Here is a 16735-nt window from a genome sequence, read left to right on the forward strand (position 1 = left end):
CTTAATGCGCGAAGCGTCACGGCTTCCAGCGCATAAAATTGGCAATCAGGGCGAGGCCGAGCTTCTGGCTCTTTTCCGGATGGAACTGCGAGCCGGCCATGTTGTCACGGCCAACGAAGGCGGTCATCGCTCCGCCATAACTGGTCGTGGCGATGACATCGTCGGCATGGTCGGCGGCCAGATGATAGGAATGCACGAAATAGGCATGCAGCCCCTCCGATCCGGTCGGAATGCCGTGGAAGAGCGGGTGCGGGTGTCTGAGATCCAGCGTGTTCCAGCCGATCTGCGGGATTTTCAGCGTGGGATCGCCGGGCGTCATCTCCTTGACGTCGCCCTTGATCCAGCCGAACCCCTGCGTGATCGTCTTTTCCAGCCCGCGCGACGACATGAGCTGCATGCCAACGCAGATGCCGAGGAAAGGGCGGCCCTTGTGTTCCACGACATCAATCACCGCATCCGCCATGCCGGAAACGGCGTCGAGCCCACGGCGGCAATCGGCATAGGCGCCGACGCCCGGAAGCACGATGCGATCGGCGGTGGCGACACGCTCGGCATCGTCAGTCAGATCGATTTCAGCGTCGATACCGGCTTCGCGGGCGGCGCGTTCAAAGGCCTTGGTGGCCGAGCGCAGATTGCCTGAGCCGTAATCGATAATCGCGACGCGCATGATCAGCGTCCTCCGTCATAGCCGGGAAGACCGAAAGACGGTCCGCCCCGGCTTGGGCTATTGTTTGGAGAGGTGGGGATATCCCAATCGTTTGAACGGATATTCTCCTCGGCCTTCGGCTCAGTCGTAGTGAAATGGATCTCTTCGGCCGTCGCCAGATTGGGCGCCGAAACCAAGTCTTCCGTCTTCCAGCCGCCTGCAACGAGGCTCCGATACGCGGCGTGGTTGCCTTCAAGCGCAGCCAGGACATGCACGCCGAGCAGGATCGCGATGCCGGCGGCAAAAAACTCCGGCCGGCGGATCAATTCCAGGGCGATGCCCTGTAGCAGAAAGGCGGCGATGGCCTGCAGCCACAGCCGGTGAAAAAGCATCCATAGTGTCGGAAACAAAAATGCGGTCCAGGAAAAACCGTCGCGGATGAAGCGCGTGCTCACCTGGTTTTTGTCCGGTCCTCCGGGTGGCGTCAAAATCAAATAGCTTGCCATCTCTTCACTTTCCCCATGACGGGGGCTCAGGCGAGGGTGCCCTTTGTCGAGGGCACACGGCCTGCCTGCCGCGGATCAATCTCGGTTGCCGTGCGCAGTGCGCGGGCAACGGCCTTGAAGCATGTCTCGGCAATATGGTGATTGTTGGCGCCATAGTGGTTGAGGATATGCAGCGTGATGCCGGCATTCTGCGCCAAGGCCTGGAAGAATTCGCGCACCAGCTCGGTATCGAAAGTGCCGATCTTCGGGGCGCTGAAGGCAACATTCCAGACGAGGAAGGGCCGGCCGGACAGATCGACGGCCGCCTTCGTCATCGTTTCGTCCATGGCGAGATCGATCGAGGCGTAGCGGGTAATGCCGCGCCGGTCGCCCAGCGCCTTGGCAATGGCCTGGCCGATGGCGATGCCGGTATCTTCGACCGCGTGGTGATCGTCGACATGCAGATCACCCTTGGTGTCGATCTCCATATCGATCAGCGAATGTCGCGAAAGCTGCTCCAGCATATGGTCGAAGAAGCCGACGCCCGTCGAAATCGTCGACTTGCCACTGCCGTCGATGTTGACGGACACGGAGACCGAAGTCTCATTGGTCTTGCGGGAAACGCTTGCCGTGCGGCTCGCTGCGGTCTCTGCCATGGTTGCTCCATCGGGATTGACGGCCGTTCCTTATCAGGCACATCGGCAAATATCCAGAAGTTAAGTCAGTATAGACTTATCTAGCCGGCTTACATGCATCATTCCGAAATAACGGGCATTTGCAATCGTAAAAAGCCCTCTTACATAGGGCTTGACGGGGCCGAAACGCGGCCCGGCAGAAAGCCCGCCAAAATGGGGGCAAACAGGTGTTTATATGACGACAATTGTAACTATTCGTAAGGGCGGCAAGGTGGTGATGGCTGGCGATGGCCAGGTGAGCCTCGGCCAGACCGTAATGAAGGGCAATGCCCGCAAGGTTCGCCGCATTGGCAAGGGTGACGTGATTGCCGGTTTCGCCGGTGCGACCGCCGATGCCTTTACGCTGCTAGAGCGGCTGGAAAAGAAGCTCGAACAATATCCCGGTCAGTTGATGCGCGCCGCCGTCGAGCTTGCCAAGGATTGGCGTACGGACAAATATCTGCGCAACCTCGAAGCCATGATGCTCGTCGCCGACAAACAAGTGACGCTCGCCGTCACCGGCAACGGCGATGTGCTTGAGCCGGAACACGGCGCCATGGCGATCGGCTCCGGCGGCAATTTTGCGCTCGCCGCGGCGCGCGCGCTGATGGATACCGACAAATCGGCCGAGGACGTTGCCCGCCGCGCGCTCGATATCGCCGCCGACATCTGTGTCTACACCAATCACAATGTCGTGGTCGAAACGCTCGACTCCGAAGCCTAATTCCTCTCTTGATTGTTTCTAGCCCTGACGGGAAGCGCACGAAATGACCACTTTTTCCCCCCGCGAGATCGTTTCAGAACTCGACCGCTATATTGTCGGCCAGCATGAGGCCAAACGCGCCGTGGCGATTGCGCTGCGCAACCGCTGGCGCCGCCAGCAGCTCGAGCCCGATCTGCGCGACGAAGTCATGCCGAAGAACATTCTGATGATCGGCCCGACCGGCGTCGGCAAGACGGAAATCTCCCGTCGCCTCGCCAAGCTTGCCGGCGCGCCCTTCATCAAGGTGGAAGCGACGAAATTTACCGAAGTCGGCTATGTCGGCCGCGATGTCGAACAGATCGTCCGCGATCTCGTTGAGGTCGGCATCGGCCTAGTGCGTGAAAAGAAGCGCGCCGAAGTGCAGGCGAAGGCGCATATGAGCGCGGAAGAGCGGGTGCTCGATGCCCTCGTCGGCTCTACGGCCTCGCCGGCAACGCGCGACAGCTTCCGCAAGAAGCTGCGCGAAGGCCAACTGGACGACAAGGAAATCGATATCGAAGTCGCCGACACGGGCTCCGGCATGCCCGGCTTCGAAATTCCCGGCATGCCCGGCGCCAATATCGGCGTCCTCAACCTGTCCGAAATGTTCGGAAAGGCCATGGGCGGCCGCACCAAGAAGGTGCGCACCACGGTGAAGGATTCCTACAAGGAACTGATCCGCGACGAATCCGACAAGCTGATCGACAACGAGGCGATCCAGCGCGAAGCGGTTCAATCGGCCGAGAATGACGGCATCGTCTTCCTGGACGAGATCGACAAGATCGCCGCCCGCGATGGCGGCATGGGCGCCGGCGTTTCCCGCGAAGGCGTGCAGCGCGACCTGCTGCCGCTGGTCGAAGGCACCACGGTTGCGACCAAATATGGCCCGGTGAAGACCGATCACATCCTCTTCATCGCCTCGGGTGCGTTCCATGTGTCGAAGCCTTCGGATCTCCTGCCGGAATTGCAGGGCCGTCTGCCGATCCGCGTCGAACTGAAGCCTTTGAGCAAAGAGGATTTCCGCCGTATCCTGACGGAGCCGGAAGCCAGCCTCATCCGCCAATACAAGGCGCTGATGGAGACGGAAAACTTGAAGCTCGATTTCACGGATAACGCGATCGACGCTTTGGCCGATGTCGCTGTGCACCTCAACTCCACTGTCGAGAACATCGGCGCCCGCCGCCTGCAGACAGTGATGGAGCGTGTACTGGACGATATTTCCTACAACGCTTCGGATCGTGCCGGCGTGTCGGTGACCATCGACGCCGACTATGTGCGCGAACATGTTGGCGATCTCGCCACCAATACCGACCTGTCGCGCTTCATTCTCTAATGGAATTAAGCCGGTGACGGCATCTTGACATATTAAGCACTCGACAGCGGGCCGTTAACTTTTTAGTTAAGGCCCGCTTCTTTGCGTGGGAATGGCTTTATTCGGCCAAGATTGTCCGTCAGGCAGCCGCATTGAAACATCGGATGAAACTTCGACAGGGCAGCCATCGTGCGACGCATTCTGATCACCCTTCTTCTGGCGGTTGTCAGCCTCTCCTGGACTCCGGCCTATGCGGATGCAGCGGCCATGGTGCCGCCGGGCAACCGCAACGCCGAGCAGCCGGCAATCCCTGGTGCCTCCGTGCGCCGTACCAAGGGCACGAATTCGACCTTCGAGCGCAAATACCAGAAGGTTCACGAACTGCTGGCGACCGATACCAAGCTCATGTCGAAGATCAAGTCGACGGCGCGCGCCTACGGCATCGACCCCATCCACATCATCGGCGCGCTGGTCGGCGAACATACCTATAATGTCGACGCCTATGACGGCCTGCAGTCCTACTACGTCAAAGCCGCCTCCTATGCCGGCCAGAGCTTCCGCTTCGCCTATGACGGCGAAGACGTCGATGATTTTGTCGCCCGGCCGCAATTCGATGCCTGCAAGGGCAAGAGGGATTCCTACAGCCTCTGGACCTGCCGCGAAGATGTCTGGGAAAGCGATTTCCGCGGCAAGAAGGTCGGCGGCAAATCCTTCCCCGACAACCGTTTCAGCGCCGTGTTCTTCCAGCCCTTCTATGCCGGCCAGACCTTCGGCCTCGGCCAGGTCAATCCGCTGACGGCGCTGGAGCTCTCCGATCTCGTCAGCAGCACGTCGGGCATTCCGAAGCTGGATGAAAAGGACGCCGGCAGCGTCTACAAGGCCATCATGGATCCGGATCTGTCGCTCGCCTTCGTTGCGGCCTCGATCCGCAAGTCGATCGATGACTACCGTTCGATCGCCGGCATGGACATTTCGGGCAATCCGGGCATCACGGCGACGCTCTACAATGTCGGCAATTCCCGCCAGCGGGCCGCAGCGCTCGCCGCCAAGAACCGTGGGGCCGGACAACCGGTCTGGCCGGAGGAAAATTACTATGGCTGGCTTATCAATGATAAGCTGGACGATCTGAAGTCGCTGCTTTAAACTTCGGGAGCCGTCGCGAAAATAAGGTTTTCGAGGAGATTGGATCTCATGGACATGATCCCGGAAGCCTTTTCCCCACCAGCCCCGACCCCGCGTACCGTCCCGCCATCGCGTCTGACGATCATCCGCACCATCCTGCGCAATCCGCTGGAATTATGGGGTGAGCCTTCCTATACGCTGCCATGGATCATGACGCGCTTCTTTCGCGAGCACACGCTGATCGTCAATGATCCCGGCCTGATCAAGCATGTGCTGGTCGACAATGCCTCCAATTACCGCATGTCGGATATCCGCCAGCTCGTGCTCCGGCCAATCCTGCGCGACGGCCTGCTGACGGCGGAAGGCCAGGTCTGGAAGCGCTCGCGCAAGGCCGTCGCGCCGGTTTTCACGCCGCGCCATGCCCAGGGCTTTGCCGGCCAGATGCTGAGCCAGAGCGAAGCCTATGTTCGCAAATACGAGGAGGCCGGCAGCGATGGCAAGGTTTTCGACATCGCCATCGATATGACCGAGCTTACCTTCGCCATCCTCGCCGAAACGCTGTTCTCCGGTGAGATCGTCACCGAAAGCGGCCATTTCGCCGATGACGTCAACCAGCTTCTGCATCGCATGGGCCGCGTCGACCCGATGGATCTTCTGCGCGCGCCTTCCTGGGTGCCGCGCGTCACCCGCATCGGCGGCCAGAAGGTGCTCGACAAGTTTCGCGGCATCGTCCGCAAGACGATGGATCTTCGGCTCGACAAGATGCGTAGGGATCGGGCCAGCGCTCCCGACGATTTCCTGACGCTGCTGTTGGAAAAGGCCGGCCCCGACGGCCTGACCATGGAGGAGATCGAGGACAACATCCTCACCTTCATCGGCGCCGGTCATGAGACGACGGCGCGGGCGCTGGCCTGGACGCTCTACTGCGTCGCCAATACCCCGCATATCCGCGAGGTCATGGAAGCGGAAATCGATCTGGTGCTCGCCACCGGCGCCGAGCCCGTCGCCTGGCTCGACCTGATGCCGAATGTCCGTGCCGCCTTCGAGGAGGCGATGCGCCTCTATCCGCCGGCGCCATCCATCAACCGCGCCTCGATTGCTGACGATGAATGGATAAGCCCAAGCGGGGAGCGCGTGGAGATCCCGGCCGGGATCACCGTACTGATCATGCCTTGGACACTGCATCGCCATGCGCTTTATTGGGACAAGCCGCGTGCCTTCATGCCCGAACGCTTCCTTCCGGAGAATCGCGGCAAGATCAACCGCTTCCAGTACCTGCCCTTCGGCGCCGGCCCCCGCGTCTGCATCGGCGCCACCTTTGCCCTTCAGGAAGCCGTCATCGCCCTTGCTGTCATGATGCACCGCTTCCGTTTCGATGTGACCGATCAGACGAATCCCTGGCCGGTGCAGAAGCTGACGACCCAGCCGCAAGGCGGGCTGCCAATGCGGGTGACGAGGCGGTAGGGGCGCTGCGGGCACGGGATTATCTCGCCCCTGGCGGGCGAGAAAGCAATTTCACTGGCTTAGGAATTGCGGCGCAGAAGCTGCTACGCATTAAAAATGCTTAGCGCAATTTCTAAGCCATTGAAATTGCAAGAGAGGGGGTCAGTTTCTTGTTCAGACAAATTTCTAAATTTCGTGCGTCCCTACCTACCCCCGCTCTTGCAAAAACTAAGAATTAGACGGGGACAAGCCCCCGCCTAATCCTAAGTTTTTGCTTTCTCGCCCGCCAAGGGCGAGATAGGCTCCGCGCTTGCCGCCTCACTCATCTCCTCAAGGGTAAATTGATCTGTGACATCTCATTTCCTGCTCGGCATCGACACCGGTGGAACCTATACCGATGCCGTTCTCTTCCATGAAACCGACGGCGTTGTTGCCAAGGCGAAATCGCTGACCACGCGGCATGATTTGGCCGTCGGCATTGCCGGCGCTGTCGATGCGGTCATCGCCAAGGCGGCCATCCCCGTTTCCGCTATCGGTCTCGTATCGCTGTCGACGACGCTTGCCACCAACGCGCTGGTCGAAGGGCAGGGCGGCCGCGCCGGACTGGTAATGATCGGCTTCGGCCCCGATGATCTGAAGCGTGACGGCCTGGCCGAGGCGCTGGGGACCGATCCAGTGGTGTTTGTACCCGGCGGACACAGCGTCCATGGCAACGAGAACCCGCTTGATCTGGCGGCGCTCGAAGCGATGCTGCCGGAGCTTTCGAAGAGCGTTTCGTCCTTCGCGATCGCTGGCTATTTCGCTGTGCGGAATCCGGCTCATGAAATCCGTGTGCGTGACTGCATCCGCGAGATTTCCCATCTGCCGGTCACCTGCAGCCATGAACTCTCCTCCAAGCTTGGCGGCCCGCGCCGGGCGCTGACGACGCTTTTGAACGCGCGGTTGGTGTCCATGATCGACCGGCTGGTCGGCGCCTGCGAAGGGTTTCTGGCCACGCGCGGCATCGCGGCGCCGATGATGGTCGTGCGCGGTGATGGCGCGCTGATCTCGGCCGCAGAAGCTAAGCTCCGTCCAATCGAGACCATCCTTTCTGGACCTGCGGCGAGCCTTGTCGGCGCACGCTATCTGACCGGCCTCGACGATGCCGTGGTGTCCGATATCGGCGGCACCACCACGGATGTCGCTGTGATGGAGGCCGGCCGGCCGCGGCTCGATGCCGACGGTGCGGTGGTCGGCGGCTATCGCACCATGGTCGAAGCGGTCGCCATGCGCACCTATGGCCTTGGCGGTGATTCCGAAGTGAAGATCAACGATCGCGGTCTTGTCGCCGCCTTCGAACTCGGGCCGCGCCGCCTGCTGCCGCTCAGCCTCGCAGCCCATGTACACAGCCAGGCCGTCATCGGTGTGCTGGAGCAGCAGCTTCGTGCGCCGCATCTCGGCCGCCACGCCGGCCGCTTTGCCGTGCGCACCGGCGTACCGGATCATCTTGCGAGCGGCTTGCAGCCGTCGGAACAGGCGTTGTTCGACAAGATCGGCAGGGTACCCCTGCCGCTCGACCAGCTTCTGACCTCGACGTCGCAGAAAGCGACCCTGGACCGCCTGGTTGCCCGTGGCCTGGTGCATCTCTGCGGCCTGACGCCGTCAGACGCAATGCATGTGCTTGGGCGGCAAAGCCAGTGGAGTGCGGAAGCCGCCCGGTTGGGTCTCGCGCTGGCAATGCGGTTGAAGGACGGCTCCGGCCGCCCGATTGCCGACTCGATAGAGGAGCTGGCGCAAAAGATCGTCGATCGCCTGACCCGGCAGTCCGCCGACGTGATCCTGGCCGCCTGCCTGGCGGAGGACGGCGTTACCCATCTCGATCCGGCCAAATCGATCTCGATCGACCGCGCGCTTCGTCGCGCACGGGGCATCGCCCGTTTTGCCGTTTCGCTCGATCGCCCTCTGGTCGGCCTCGGCGCTTCCGCCCCCGTCTATTACCCTGCCATCGCCGAGATGCTGGCAAGTGACAGCGCCATTCCCGCTGATTCGGATGTGGCCAACGCGATCGGCGCCGTCGTCGGCCAGGTTCGCACCAGCGCCACGGTATTCGTCACCATGCCCGAGGATGGCATCTATGTGCTGAATGGCGCGGGCGAGACTTTGCGGTTCACTGACGAGCAAAAGACTTTTTCTCTGGCGCGGCAGCGGGCAATCGAGGTGGCGACGGCGCAAGCGCGCTTGAATGGTGCCGAAGATCCCGTCATCGCCGTGGAAGAACAGGTCGATGCGCCTGAGATCGAGGGCAATCGCAAGCTGGTCGAGGCCCGCTTCATCGCCACCGCCAGCGGCCGCCCGCGCATAGCCGCCGACTGATTATTTCCATAAATGCACAAATCTTTCGAACTATTGCCAAATTGACGGAGAGCCTAACCGCCCGCAAACTGGCAGCATGTAAAAATTGAGCCGTAGAACGGCCGTGAGGAGTGATTGGTATGAGCCGCATTGACAAGAACGGGCTTCAGATTGAGCCGGTGCTTTATGATTTCCTCGTCAAGGAGGCCCTGCCAGGCTCCGGCGTCGACCCGGATACCTTCTTTGCCGGCTTCTCGGCGATCGTGCACGACCTCGCGCCGAAGAACCGCGATCTGCTCGCCAAGCGCGACCGGATGCAGGCTGCCTTGGATGATTGGTATCGCAAGAACGGCGCGCCGGTGGACATGGCCGCCTACGAAGCCTTCCTGCGCGAGATCGGCTACATTATTCCCGAAGGCCCGGCCTTCTCGGTCTCGACCGCCAATGTCGATCCCGAAATCGCCTCTATCGCCGGCCCGCAGCTCGTCGTTCCCGTCATGAATGCCCGCTATGCGCTGAACGCCGCCAATGCGCGCTGGGGTTCGCTTTACGATGCGCTCTACGGCACCGACGCCATCCCTGAGACCGACGGTGCCGAGAAGGGCAGGGGCTACAATCCGAAGCGCGGTGAAAAGGTCATCGCCTGGGTGCGTGATTTCCTCGATACCGCCGCGCCGCTTGCCGGTGCGAGCTGGAAGGACGTCACCGGCTTTACTGTCAAGGACGGCGCATTGGCGATCGCAACGAAGAGCGGTGCTACGGCTTTGGCCGATGCTGGGCACTTCGCAGGCTATCTCGGCGACGCCAGCGCTCCCTCGCATATCCTGCTGAAGAACAATAGCATCCACATCGAGATCGTCCTCGATGCCGGCACCGAGATCGGCAAGGCCGATGCGGCTGCTATTTCTGACGTCCGGCTGGAATCGGCGATCACCACGATCATGGACTGCGAAGATTCGATCGCTGCCGTCGACGCCGAGGACAAGGCCGAAGTCTATCGCAATTGGCTCGGCCTGATGAAGGGCGACCTGACGGAGGAAGTTTCCAAGGGCGGCAAGACCTTCACCCGCCATCTCAATCCGGATGTGACCTACACGGCGCCAGATGGCGCGAGCTTCGAGCTGCATTGCCGCTCGTTGATGCTGGTGCGCAATGTCGGCCACCTCATGACCAATCCGGCGATCCTCGACCGCGACGGCCATGAAGTGCCTGAGGGCATCATGGACGCCATGATCACCGGCCTGATCGCGCTCTATGATATCGGGCCGAACGGCGGGCATAAAAATTCCCGCGCCGGCTCCATGTATGTCGTCAAACCGAAGATGCATGGCCCGGAAGAGGTCGCCTTCGCCGTCGCGATCTTCTCGCGCGTCGAAGATGTGCTCGGCATGCCGCGCAACACCATCAAGATGGGCATCATGGACGAGGAGCGCCGCACCACGGTCAATCTCAAGGAAGCAATTCGCGCTGCCAGCGAACGCGTCGTCTTCATCAACACCGGCTTCCTCGATCGCACCGGCGATGAGATCCATACCTCGATGGAGGCGGGCCCGATGATCCGCAAGGGCGACATGAAGCAGGCAGCCTGGATCGCGGCTTATGAAAACTGGAATGTCGATATCGGTCTGGAATGCGGCCTTTCCGGTCACGCGCAGATCGGCAAGGGCATGTGGGCCATGCCGGACCTGATGGCGGCGATGCTGGAGCAGAAGATCGCGCATCCGAAGGCCGGCGCCAACACCGCCTGGGTGCCGTCACCGACGGCCGCGACGCTGCATGCGACCCACTATCACCGCGTCAACGTCGCTGAGGTCCAGCAGGGCCTGAAAAGCCGGGCTCGCGCCAAGCTTTCCGACATTCTTTCCGTTCCGGTCGCGTCCCGCCCGAACTGGACGCCGGAAGAAATCCAGCGCGAGATCGACAATAATTGCCAGGGCATTCTCGGCTATGTCATTCGCTGGGTCGATCAGGGCGTCGGCTGCTCCAAGGTACCGGATATCAACAATGTCGGCCTGATGGAGGATCGCGCCACGCTGCGCATCTCGGCGCAGCACATGGCCAACTGGCTGCACCACAAGGTCATCACCGAAGCGCAGATCGTCGAGACCATGAGGCGCATGGCCGCCGTCGTCGACCGGCAGAACGCCGGCGACCCGCTCTACAGGCCGATGGCCGGCAATTTCGATGGCTCTATCGCCTTCCAGGCGGCGCTTGATCTCGTCCTCAAGGGTCGAGAGCAGCCGAACGGCTATACCGAGCCGGTCCTGCACCGCCGCCGCATCGAGCTGAAGGCAAAGCAGGCGGGATGACCCCTCCATCTGGGGCCACCTCGATCCTTCGAGGCCTTGTCGCCTGCGCTGGCGCTTTGGCGGCAAGGCGCCTCAGGATGAGGTGGAGAGAGTCTTGCGGCTAAGGGAAGAGATCAGCCCTCATCCTGAGGCGCGCAGCCGAAGGCGAAGCCTCGAAGGACGAGGGCGGGTAGGGCGGTATAATATCGGACCTCAGTTCCCCAAAACAAAAAGGCCGCCGGACATCGATCCCGCGGCCTTTTGAATTCCAAATAATGCCAGCGATTACTGGATCACGACGACCTTGGTGGCGTGACCCGGCAGAACGCGGTTGTAGAGATCGATGACGTCCTGGTTCATCAGGCGGATGCAGCCCGAGGAAGCCGCGGTGCCGATCGAAGCCCATTCCGGCGTGCCGTGCAGGCGGAACAGCGTGTCCTGGCCCTTCTCGTTGTAGAGATACATGGCGCGGGCGCCGAGCGGATTTTCGAGGCCCGGGTTCATGCCGTCATCGACATACTTGGCGATTTCCGGACGGCGGACCGCCATTTCCTTCGGCGGATGCCAGCTCGGCCATTCCTGCTTCCAGGCAACATATGCCGTGCCCGACCATGCAAAGCCCTGCTTGCCGACGCCGATGCCGTAGCGCATGGCTTCGTTGTTGCCGAGGATGTAATAAAGATGGCGCTCGCGGGTGTTGACGATGATCGTGCCCGCAGCTTCGTCAGACTTGTAGGAGACGATCTGGCGGCGGAACTGCGGCTTCACCTTCTGGATCGGGATCGCCGGCAGTTGGAAGCCGTTGTCGCTCGTGACGCCGTAATCATTATCGAACGTCTTGACGGTGTCGGAAGCGGAATTGGCGGTAGCGGTCGGCGTGGCTGCGGCAGTGGTGGCGTAACCAGCCGTGGCAAGCGTTGCGACAAGGCCGAGTGCGGTCATAGCATTGCGGATGCGCATGGAAGTCTCTTGGTGAGTTGTGACAGGGAATGGGATGGTATCAACCATCTTTGACTACGGTTTATTTTCTATTAAATTTAGCTTTGCAAGCTGGTGCGGGGCGACAAAATAGCTCCGCTGCGCAAATTAAAGGGACATGGTTTTTTTGCAACAACGCTTGTTCGGTCCCAGAGGCAATTCATGACGATTTTAAGTGTTTACAATAACAATCCGTTAATAGACGGTCGGCAGTCGGAACGGGCGATGCTTGTACGCAGGGGCGTGCAACTATTACTGCACGAGATGCGCCTTGCCGTCTTGCCGGAGCTGCCGCTCGCCAGCGGCCGCCGCGCCGACCTCATCACGCTTTCCGAAAAGGGCGAGATCTGGATCATCGAGATCAAATCGTCGATCGAGGATTTTCGCGTCGACCGCAAATGGCCGGATTACCGCCTGCATTGCGATCGCCTGTTCTTCGCGACCCACAAGGACGTGCCGCTCGATATCTTTCCGGAAGATTGCGGGCTTTTCCTGTCGGACGGTTACGGCGCGCATATGATCCGCGAGGCGCCGGAGCATCGCCTGCCACCAGCCACGCGCAAATCGGTGACGCTCAATTTTTCCCGCGCCGCCGCCCAGCGGCTGATGCTGGCCGAATGGGCGACGGGTAAGTCTTTTTCGTCTGAATGAAGGTTACTTCGGTGCGCGCTTGGCGAGGATTCGTTGCAGCGTGCGGCGATGCATGTTGAGACGGCGGGCCGTCTCGGAGACGTTGCGCTCGCACATTTCGTAGACGCGCTGGATATGCTCCCAACGCACCCGATCCGCCGACATCGGATTTTCCGGCACCTCGGCCTTTTCGCCCGGCCGTTGCGTCAGCGCCGCATAGACGTCGTCGGCATCCGCGGGCTTGGCAAGATAATCGAGAGCACCGAGCTTCACGGCAGTGACCGCGGTCGCGATATTGCCGTAGCCGGTCAGCACCACGATATGCGTATCGTCGCGCCGCTGCCGGATCGCCTCGATGACATCAAGGCCGGTGCCGTCACCGAGACGAAGGTCGACCACGGCGTATTTCGGTGGCGTGGCCTTGGATTTGGCAACGCCTTCCGCCACCGATTCCGCCGTCTCGACCACGAAGCCGCGCGTCTCCATGGCGCGCGCCAGCCGGCGCAGAAAGGGTCCGTCGTCGTCGACGATCAGCAATGTCGCGTCGGGCCCGATATGGTCCGCCGCGTCCTTGGCCCCCGCATGAGGGTCGGTGAGCTCTTTATCCGTCATCATGTTCAATCCCGGCGGCAGACCGCCTGCATAGTCCTACTGACTTTAACGACCGGTGTTTTAAGCCGTGAAATTCATTTTGTCGAATTACTGTCGATCAACATTCGCGGCCATTCAACACGGATGCGTGCACCCGGCGTTTCAGGGTCGCGATTGCCGAAGGAAAGCTCTGCGCCCGAACGTTCCAGCAGGGTCTTGGCGATGAACAGGCCCAGTCCGAGGCCGCCCGCCGTATCGTCTCGCTGTCGCGTCGTGACATAGGGCTCGCCGATCCGCATCAAGATTTCGGGAGAGTACCCGTTGCCGTCATCCTCGATGACGATTGTCAGCGTATCGGGATTATATTCCACCGTGACGGTCACCTTCTTTCGCGCATAGTCGACGGCGTTTTCGATGAGATTGCCAAGCCCGTACATGATGCCGGCGTTGCGGTTCAGCACGGGTTCGCCGAGGCGCGGGCTCTTTTCGATCAGCTCCAGCTTGATGCCGAATTCCCGATGCGGTGCGATGATCTCCTCCATCATCGACGACAGCGTCAGCCGCCGCATATGCGCCTCGTCCTCGGAGGAGAGCGTCGTCAGCCGCCGCAGGATGTCGCGGCATCGTTCGCTCTGGCTACGCAGCAGCGCCACATCCTCGCGGAAGCGGTCGTCCTGGCTGAGCTCGCGCTCCATCTCCTTGGCGACGACGCTGATCGTTGCCAGCGGCGTGCCGAGTTCATGAGCCGCGGCGGCGGCCAGCCCGTCGAGTTGCGACAGGTGCTTTTCCCGCTGCAGCACCAGTTCCGTCGCCGATAACGCATCGGCAAGCTGCGTCGCCTCCATGGAGACGCGGTAGGCATAGAAGGCGGCAAAGGCCATGGTCGAGGCGATCGAGCACCAGACGCCGAGCTGCATTACGCTATGAACGTTGATCTCGATGCCATCGTACCAGGGCAGCGGAAAAGGCGAGAAGGCAAGGCCCGTGATGCAGATCATCGCCAGCACGATCAGCGCCATGCTGTAGCGGATCGGCTGCGAGGCGAAGGAGATGATGACGGGAACGCAGACCAGGGCGGAAAAGGGATTGGCGAGCCCGCCGGTGATCAAGAGCAGCCCGCAGAGCTGCAGGAGATCGAGGCCGAGCAGCGCAAAGGCAGCCGGCGGCTCCAGGCGGTGCGTTGGCGGATAGCGCAGCGTCAGGAAGAAGTTGATCCAGGCGAGGCAGGCGATCAACACGCAGCAGGCCAGCAGCGGCACGGCAAATTTCAGCCAGAAGGCGACGATCATCACCGTCACCGTCTGGCCGCCGACCGCGAGCCAACGCAGCCGCACCAGCGTCTGCAGCCTGAGCCGCCGGCTGGTGTGGTGATCGTCCTGCGGCTTGGCGTCCGCGTCCGCCATTTTGTCCAATCCTCTGAAGAAACGGGCCATTCTCAGGTACCACGCGGCTTGGCTCTTGTCGTCGGCAAAGCATCAGCCGGATCCTCCGGCCAGGGATGCCTGGGGTAACGCCCGCGCATATCGGCGCGCACGTCTTTCCACGATCCTGCCCAGAAGCCGGGCAGATCACGCGTCGTCTGGATTGGCCGGTGCGCCGGCGACGTCAGTTCCAGCACCAGCGGCAGCCGCCCACCGCCGACGGCCGGATGCTGCTTCAGGCCGAAAAGCTCCTGAACGCGGATCGTCAGCAGCGGTTCTTCGCCTTCATATTGGATCGGATGACGCTGGCCCGTCGGCGCTTCGAAATGCGTCGGCGCCATCCGGCCAAGGTCGCGTTGCAGCTCATGCGGCACCAGCGACATCAACCCGTTGGAAAGCCCGCCGGCCGAGATGTCGGAGAGGCCGCGTGCCTCGGTCTGGAATGGCGTGAACCATTCGTCGAGCCGCGAAAGCAGGGCATCGTCGCTCATATCGGGCCATGGCTCCCCGATCGTCCGGTGCAGGAAGCCGATCCGTTCACGCAATTGCGTCGCCTCTTTTGAAAAGGGCAGGACGGCGAGCCCCAGCTCGCGGATGCCGTCGGCCAGCGCCTTCGCCGCCCGCTCGCCCGATGGTCGAGGCAAGGGGGTCTCCTCGAAGATGATGGCCCCGAGCCGCGTCACGCGCCGCGCCCGCACTTGCCGGCTGGTCTTGTCGAATAGGCTCTGGTCCTCGGTGCGGATCTCTCCCGGCAGATGCTCCTCGACATCAGCACGCGCAATTTCCGCCGCTGCCAAGATACGGCCTTGCGCCGCCCGGCCCGTCAGGTCGGCAATGACAAGCATTTGCGAACCGGCGAGGCGCTCCGTCTCCGGCAATTCGGCGCCGCGCCCGTTCGCCATGACGAAGCGTCCGCGGCCGCCGCGCTGCAGGGCGATGCGATCGGGGAAGGCATGCAGCAGCAATGAACCGGCCAGGACCTGTACTCCTGCGTCCGCAGCCTTGCTGTCGCCTGCCGCTGTCGCCAACCGCCCTGCTAGCCGGCGCGACGCCTCCGCGCGTTCACCCTTTTCCGTCTTGAACCGCCGCAGGCGCTCTTCCAGATCGATGCTTTGCCCGCCGAGCCCCTGTTCCGTCAGCAATACGGCGAGCATCGCCGCCTCGCGTGCCTGGCCGAACTCCGCTGCTGAAATCACCATGGCCGCTAGCCGCGGCGGCAGAGCCAGATCGCGCATCAGCCTGCCGTGTGCCGTCAGCCCGTTCTCCGTGTCCAGCGCCCCCAATTGCCGCAGCAATGCCCGCGCTTCGCCCAGTGTCGTCGCCGGCGGCTGATCGACAAAGGCAAGTGCGGCTGGGTCCTGCACGCCCCAATGGGCAAGATCAAGCGCCAGCCCGGAAAGATCGCTGGACAGAATCTGCGGCGGCGTGAAGGCCGGCAGTGCCGCCGTCTGGCCTGGATGCCAAAGCCGGATCGCAATACCAGGCTCGGTTCGCCCCGCACGGCCAGCGCGCTGATCGGCGGAAGCCCGCGATACCCGCACCGTCTCCAGCCGAGTGATCCCGGTCGACGCTTCGAAAACCGGCAGCCGCTGCAGGCCGCTGTCGATGACGATGCGCACGCCGTCGATGGTGATCGACGTCTCGGCGATCGATGTCGCCAGCACGATCTTGCGCGTGCCTTTCGGCGCCGGCCGGATCGCCGCATCCTGTTCCTTTTGACCGAGATTGCCGTAAAGTGGCGCGATCACTGTCTCCGGCGACAATCGGCCTTCGAGTCTTTCCACCGTGCGGGTGATTTCCGCCTGGCCGGGCAGAAAGGCAAGGATCGATCCCTGTTCCGTCGCATGCGCATCCAGGATCGCCTTGGTTATGGTCTCCTCGATCCGTTCGCCGGCCGGCCGGTCCTGATGGCGGATCTCGATCGGAAAGCTCCGGCCCATGCTTTCGATGATGGGCGGGCGTCCGAGCAGGGCGGCGACACGTTCGACATCGAGCGTCGCCGACATCACGAGGATACGCAGATCCTCGCGGAGCGCCGATTGCACGTCGAGCGCCAGCGCCAGGCCGAAATC

The 16735-nt window shown here is 62.0% G+C and carries 14 protein-coding genes (1 of these 14 cut by a window edge); 7 read left to right on the top strand and 7 right to left on the bottom strand.

From position 1 onward, the window contains the following. Positions 1-16: 16 nt before the first annotated feature. Genes hisH through hisB form a run of 3 tightly spaced genes read right to left on the bottom strand, consistent with a single transcriptional unit; the run spans position 17 to position 1787 of the window. A complete protein-coding gene (hisH, locus tag N2601_RS17620) occupies positions 17-667 on the bottom strand; it encodes an imidazole glycerol phosphate synthase subunit HisH (protein ID WP_104821476.1) in 651 nt (216 codons plus the stop codon). Positions 668-669: 2 nt separating this feature from the next. Then, positions 670-1152 carry a DUF2628 domain-containing protein gene (locus N2601_RS17625; RefSeq protein WP_104821477.1) on the bottom strand — a complete coding sequence of 161 codons (483 nt, stop codon included), beginning with the start codon at positions 1150-1152 and terminating at the stop codon, positions 670-672. Between the two features lie 26 nt (positions 1153-1178). Then, positions 1179-1787: an imidazoleglycerol-phosphate dehydratase HisB gene (hisB, locus tag N2601_RS17630; protein WP_104821478.1), complete on the bottom strand. Its 609-nt coding sequence runs from the start codon at positions 1785-1787 to the stop codon at positions 1179-1181. Positions 1788-2001: 214 nt separating this feature from the next. Here hisB and hslV point away from each other — a divergent pair, with 214 nt between their 5' ends. The 6 genes from hslV (at position 2002) to N2601_RS17660 (ending at position 11064) form a co-directional block, all read left to right on the top strand. Further along, positions 2002-2529, top strand: coding sequence for an ATP-dependent protease subunit HslV (hslV, locus tag N2601_RS17635; RefSeq protein ID WP_104821479.1), 528 nt, complete (start codon positions 2002-2004; stop codon positions 2527-2529). A gap of 43 nt (positions 2530-2572) precedes the next feature. Continuing rightward, on the top strand, positions 2573-3880 hold the full coding sequence (hslU, locus tag N2601_RS17640; RefSeq protein ID WP_104821480.1) for an ATP-dependent protease ATPase subunit HslU: 1308 nt from the start codon (positions 2573-2575) through the stop codon (positions 3878-3880). A 168-nt stretch (positions 3881-4048) separates the two neighbouring features. Beyond that, the gene (locus tag N2601_RS17645; protein WP_104821481.1) at positions 4049-5002 is read left to right on the top strand and encodes a DUF1402 family protein; all 954 of its coding nucleotides are present in this window, start codon (positions 4049-4051) and stop codon (positions 5000-5002) included. Between the two features lie 48 nt (positions 5003-5050). Continuing rightward, a complete protein-coding gene (locus N2601_RS17650) occupies positions 5051-6445 on the top strand; it encodes a cytochrome P450 (RefSeq protein ID WP_104821482.1) in 1395 nt (464 codons plus the stop codon). Between the two features lie 327 nt (positions 6446-6772). Beyond that, the gene (locus N2601_RS17655; protein ID WP_104821483.1) at positions 6773-8776 is read left to right on the top strand and encodes a hydantoinase/oxoprolinase N-terminal domain-containing protein; all 2004 of its coding nucleotides are present in this window, start codon (positions 6773-6775) and stop codon (positions 8774-8776) included. A 119-nt stretch (positions 8777-8895) separates the two neighbouring features. Then, on the top strand, positions 8896-11064 hold the full coding sequence (locus N2601_RS17660) for a malate synthase G (RefSeq protein ID WP_104821484.1): 2169 nt from the start codon (positions 8896-8898) through the stop codon (positions 11062-11064). 264 nt (positions 11065-11328) lie between these two features. Here N2601_RS17660 and N2601_RS17665 read toward each other — a convergent pair whose 3' ends face one another. Continuing rightward, complete coding sequence (locus N2601_RS17665; protein WP_104821485.1) at positions 11329-12003, bottom strand: L,D-transpeptidase; 675 nt, start codon at positions 12001-12003, stop codon at positions 11329-11331. Between the two features lie 180 nt (positions 12004-12183). Here N2601_RS17665 and N2601_RS17670 point away from each other — a divergent pair, with 180 nt between their 5' ends. Then, entirely contained in the window at positions 12184-12672 is a 489-nt protein-coding gene (locus N2601_RS17670; protein WP_104821486.1) for an MmcB family DNA repair protein, read from the top strand. Positions 12673-12675: 3 nt separating this feature from the next. Here the strand turns inward: N2601_RS17670 and N2601_RS17675 are convergent, their stop codons facing one another. The 3 genes from N2601_RS17675 to hrpB form a co-directional block, all read right to left on the bottom strand. Then, positions 12676-13263, bottom strand: a complete 588-nt coding sequence (locus N2601_RS17675; protein ID WP_104824929.1) for an ActR/PrrA/RegA family redox response regulator transcription factor — start codon at positions 13261-13263, stop codon at positions 12676-12678. Positions 13264-13337: 74 nt separating this feature from the next. After that, positions 13338-14675, bottom strand: a complete 1338-nt coding sequence (locus N2601_RS17680) for an ActS/PrrB/RegB family redox-sensitive histidine kinase (protein WP_104821487.1) — start codon at positions 14673-14675, stop codon at positions 13338-13340. Between the two features lie 2 nt (positions 14676-14677). Then, positions 14678-16735 carry the 3' portion of an ATP-dependent helicase HrpB gene (gene hrpB, locus N2601_RS17685; RefSeq protein WP_104824930.1) on the bottom strand. 411 nt of this gene lie beyond the right edge of the window, so the window shows 2058 of its 2469 coding nt (coding positions 412-2469); its start codon lies beyond the right edge, outside the window; it ends in the stop codon at positions 14678-14680.

The sequence above is a fragment of the Rhizobium sp. CB3060 genome, assembly GCF_025200735.1.
GTDB lineage: Bacteria > Pseudomonadota > Alphaproteobacteria > Rhizobiales > Rhizobiaceae > Rhizobium.

Coding starts and splice junctions, on each gene's coding strand:
- N2601_RS17680 (WP_104821487.1), bottom strand. CDS start 14,675: ATGGCCCGTTTCTTCAGAGGATTGGACAAAATGGCGGACGCGGACGCC.
- hslU (WP_104821480.1), top strand. CDS start 2,573: ATGACCACTTTTTCCCCCCGCGAGATCGTTTCAGAACTCGACCGCTAT.
- N2601_RS17625 (WP_104821477.1), bottom strand. CDS start 1,152: ATGGCAAGCTATTTGATTTTGACGCCACCCGGAGGACCGGACAAAAAC.
- hisB (WP_104821478.1), bottom strand. CDS start 1,787: ATGGCAGAGACCGCAGCGAGCCGCACGGCAAGCGTTTCCCGCAAGACC.
- N2601_RS17650 (WP_104821482.1), top strand. CDS start 5,051: ATGGACATGATCCCGGAAGCCTTTTCCCCACCAGCCCCGACCCCGCGT.
- N2601_RS17660 (WP_104821484.1), top strand. CDS start 8,896: ATGAGCCGCATTGACAAGAACGGGCTTCAGATTGAGCCGGTGCTTTAT.
- hisH (WP_104821476.1), bottom strand. CDS start 667: ATGCGCGTCGCGATTATCGATTACGGCTCAGGCAATCTGCGCTCGGCC.
- hslV (WP_104821479.1), top strand. CDS start 2,002: ATGACGACAATTGTAACTATTCGTAAGGGCGGCAAGGTGGTGATGGCT.
- N2601_RS17665 (WP_104821485.1), bottom strand. CDS start 12,003: ATGCGCATCCGCAATGCTATGACCGCACTCGGCCTTGTCGCAACGCTT.
- N2601_RS17675 (WP_104824929.1), bottom strand. CDS start 13,263: ATGACGGATAAAGAGCTCACCGACCCTCATGCGGGGGCCAAGGACGCG.
- N2601_RS17670 (WP_104821486.1), top strand. CDS start 12,184: ATGACGATTTTAAGTGTTTACAATAACAATCCGTTAATAGACGGTCGG.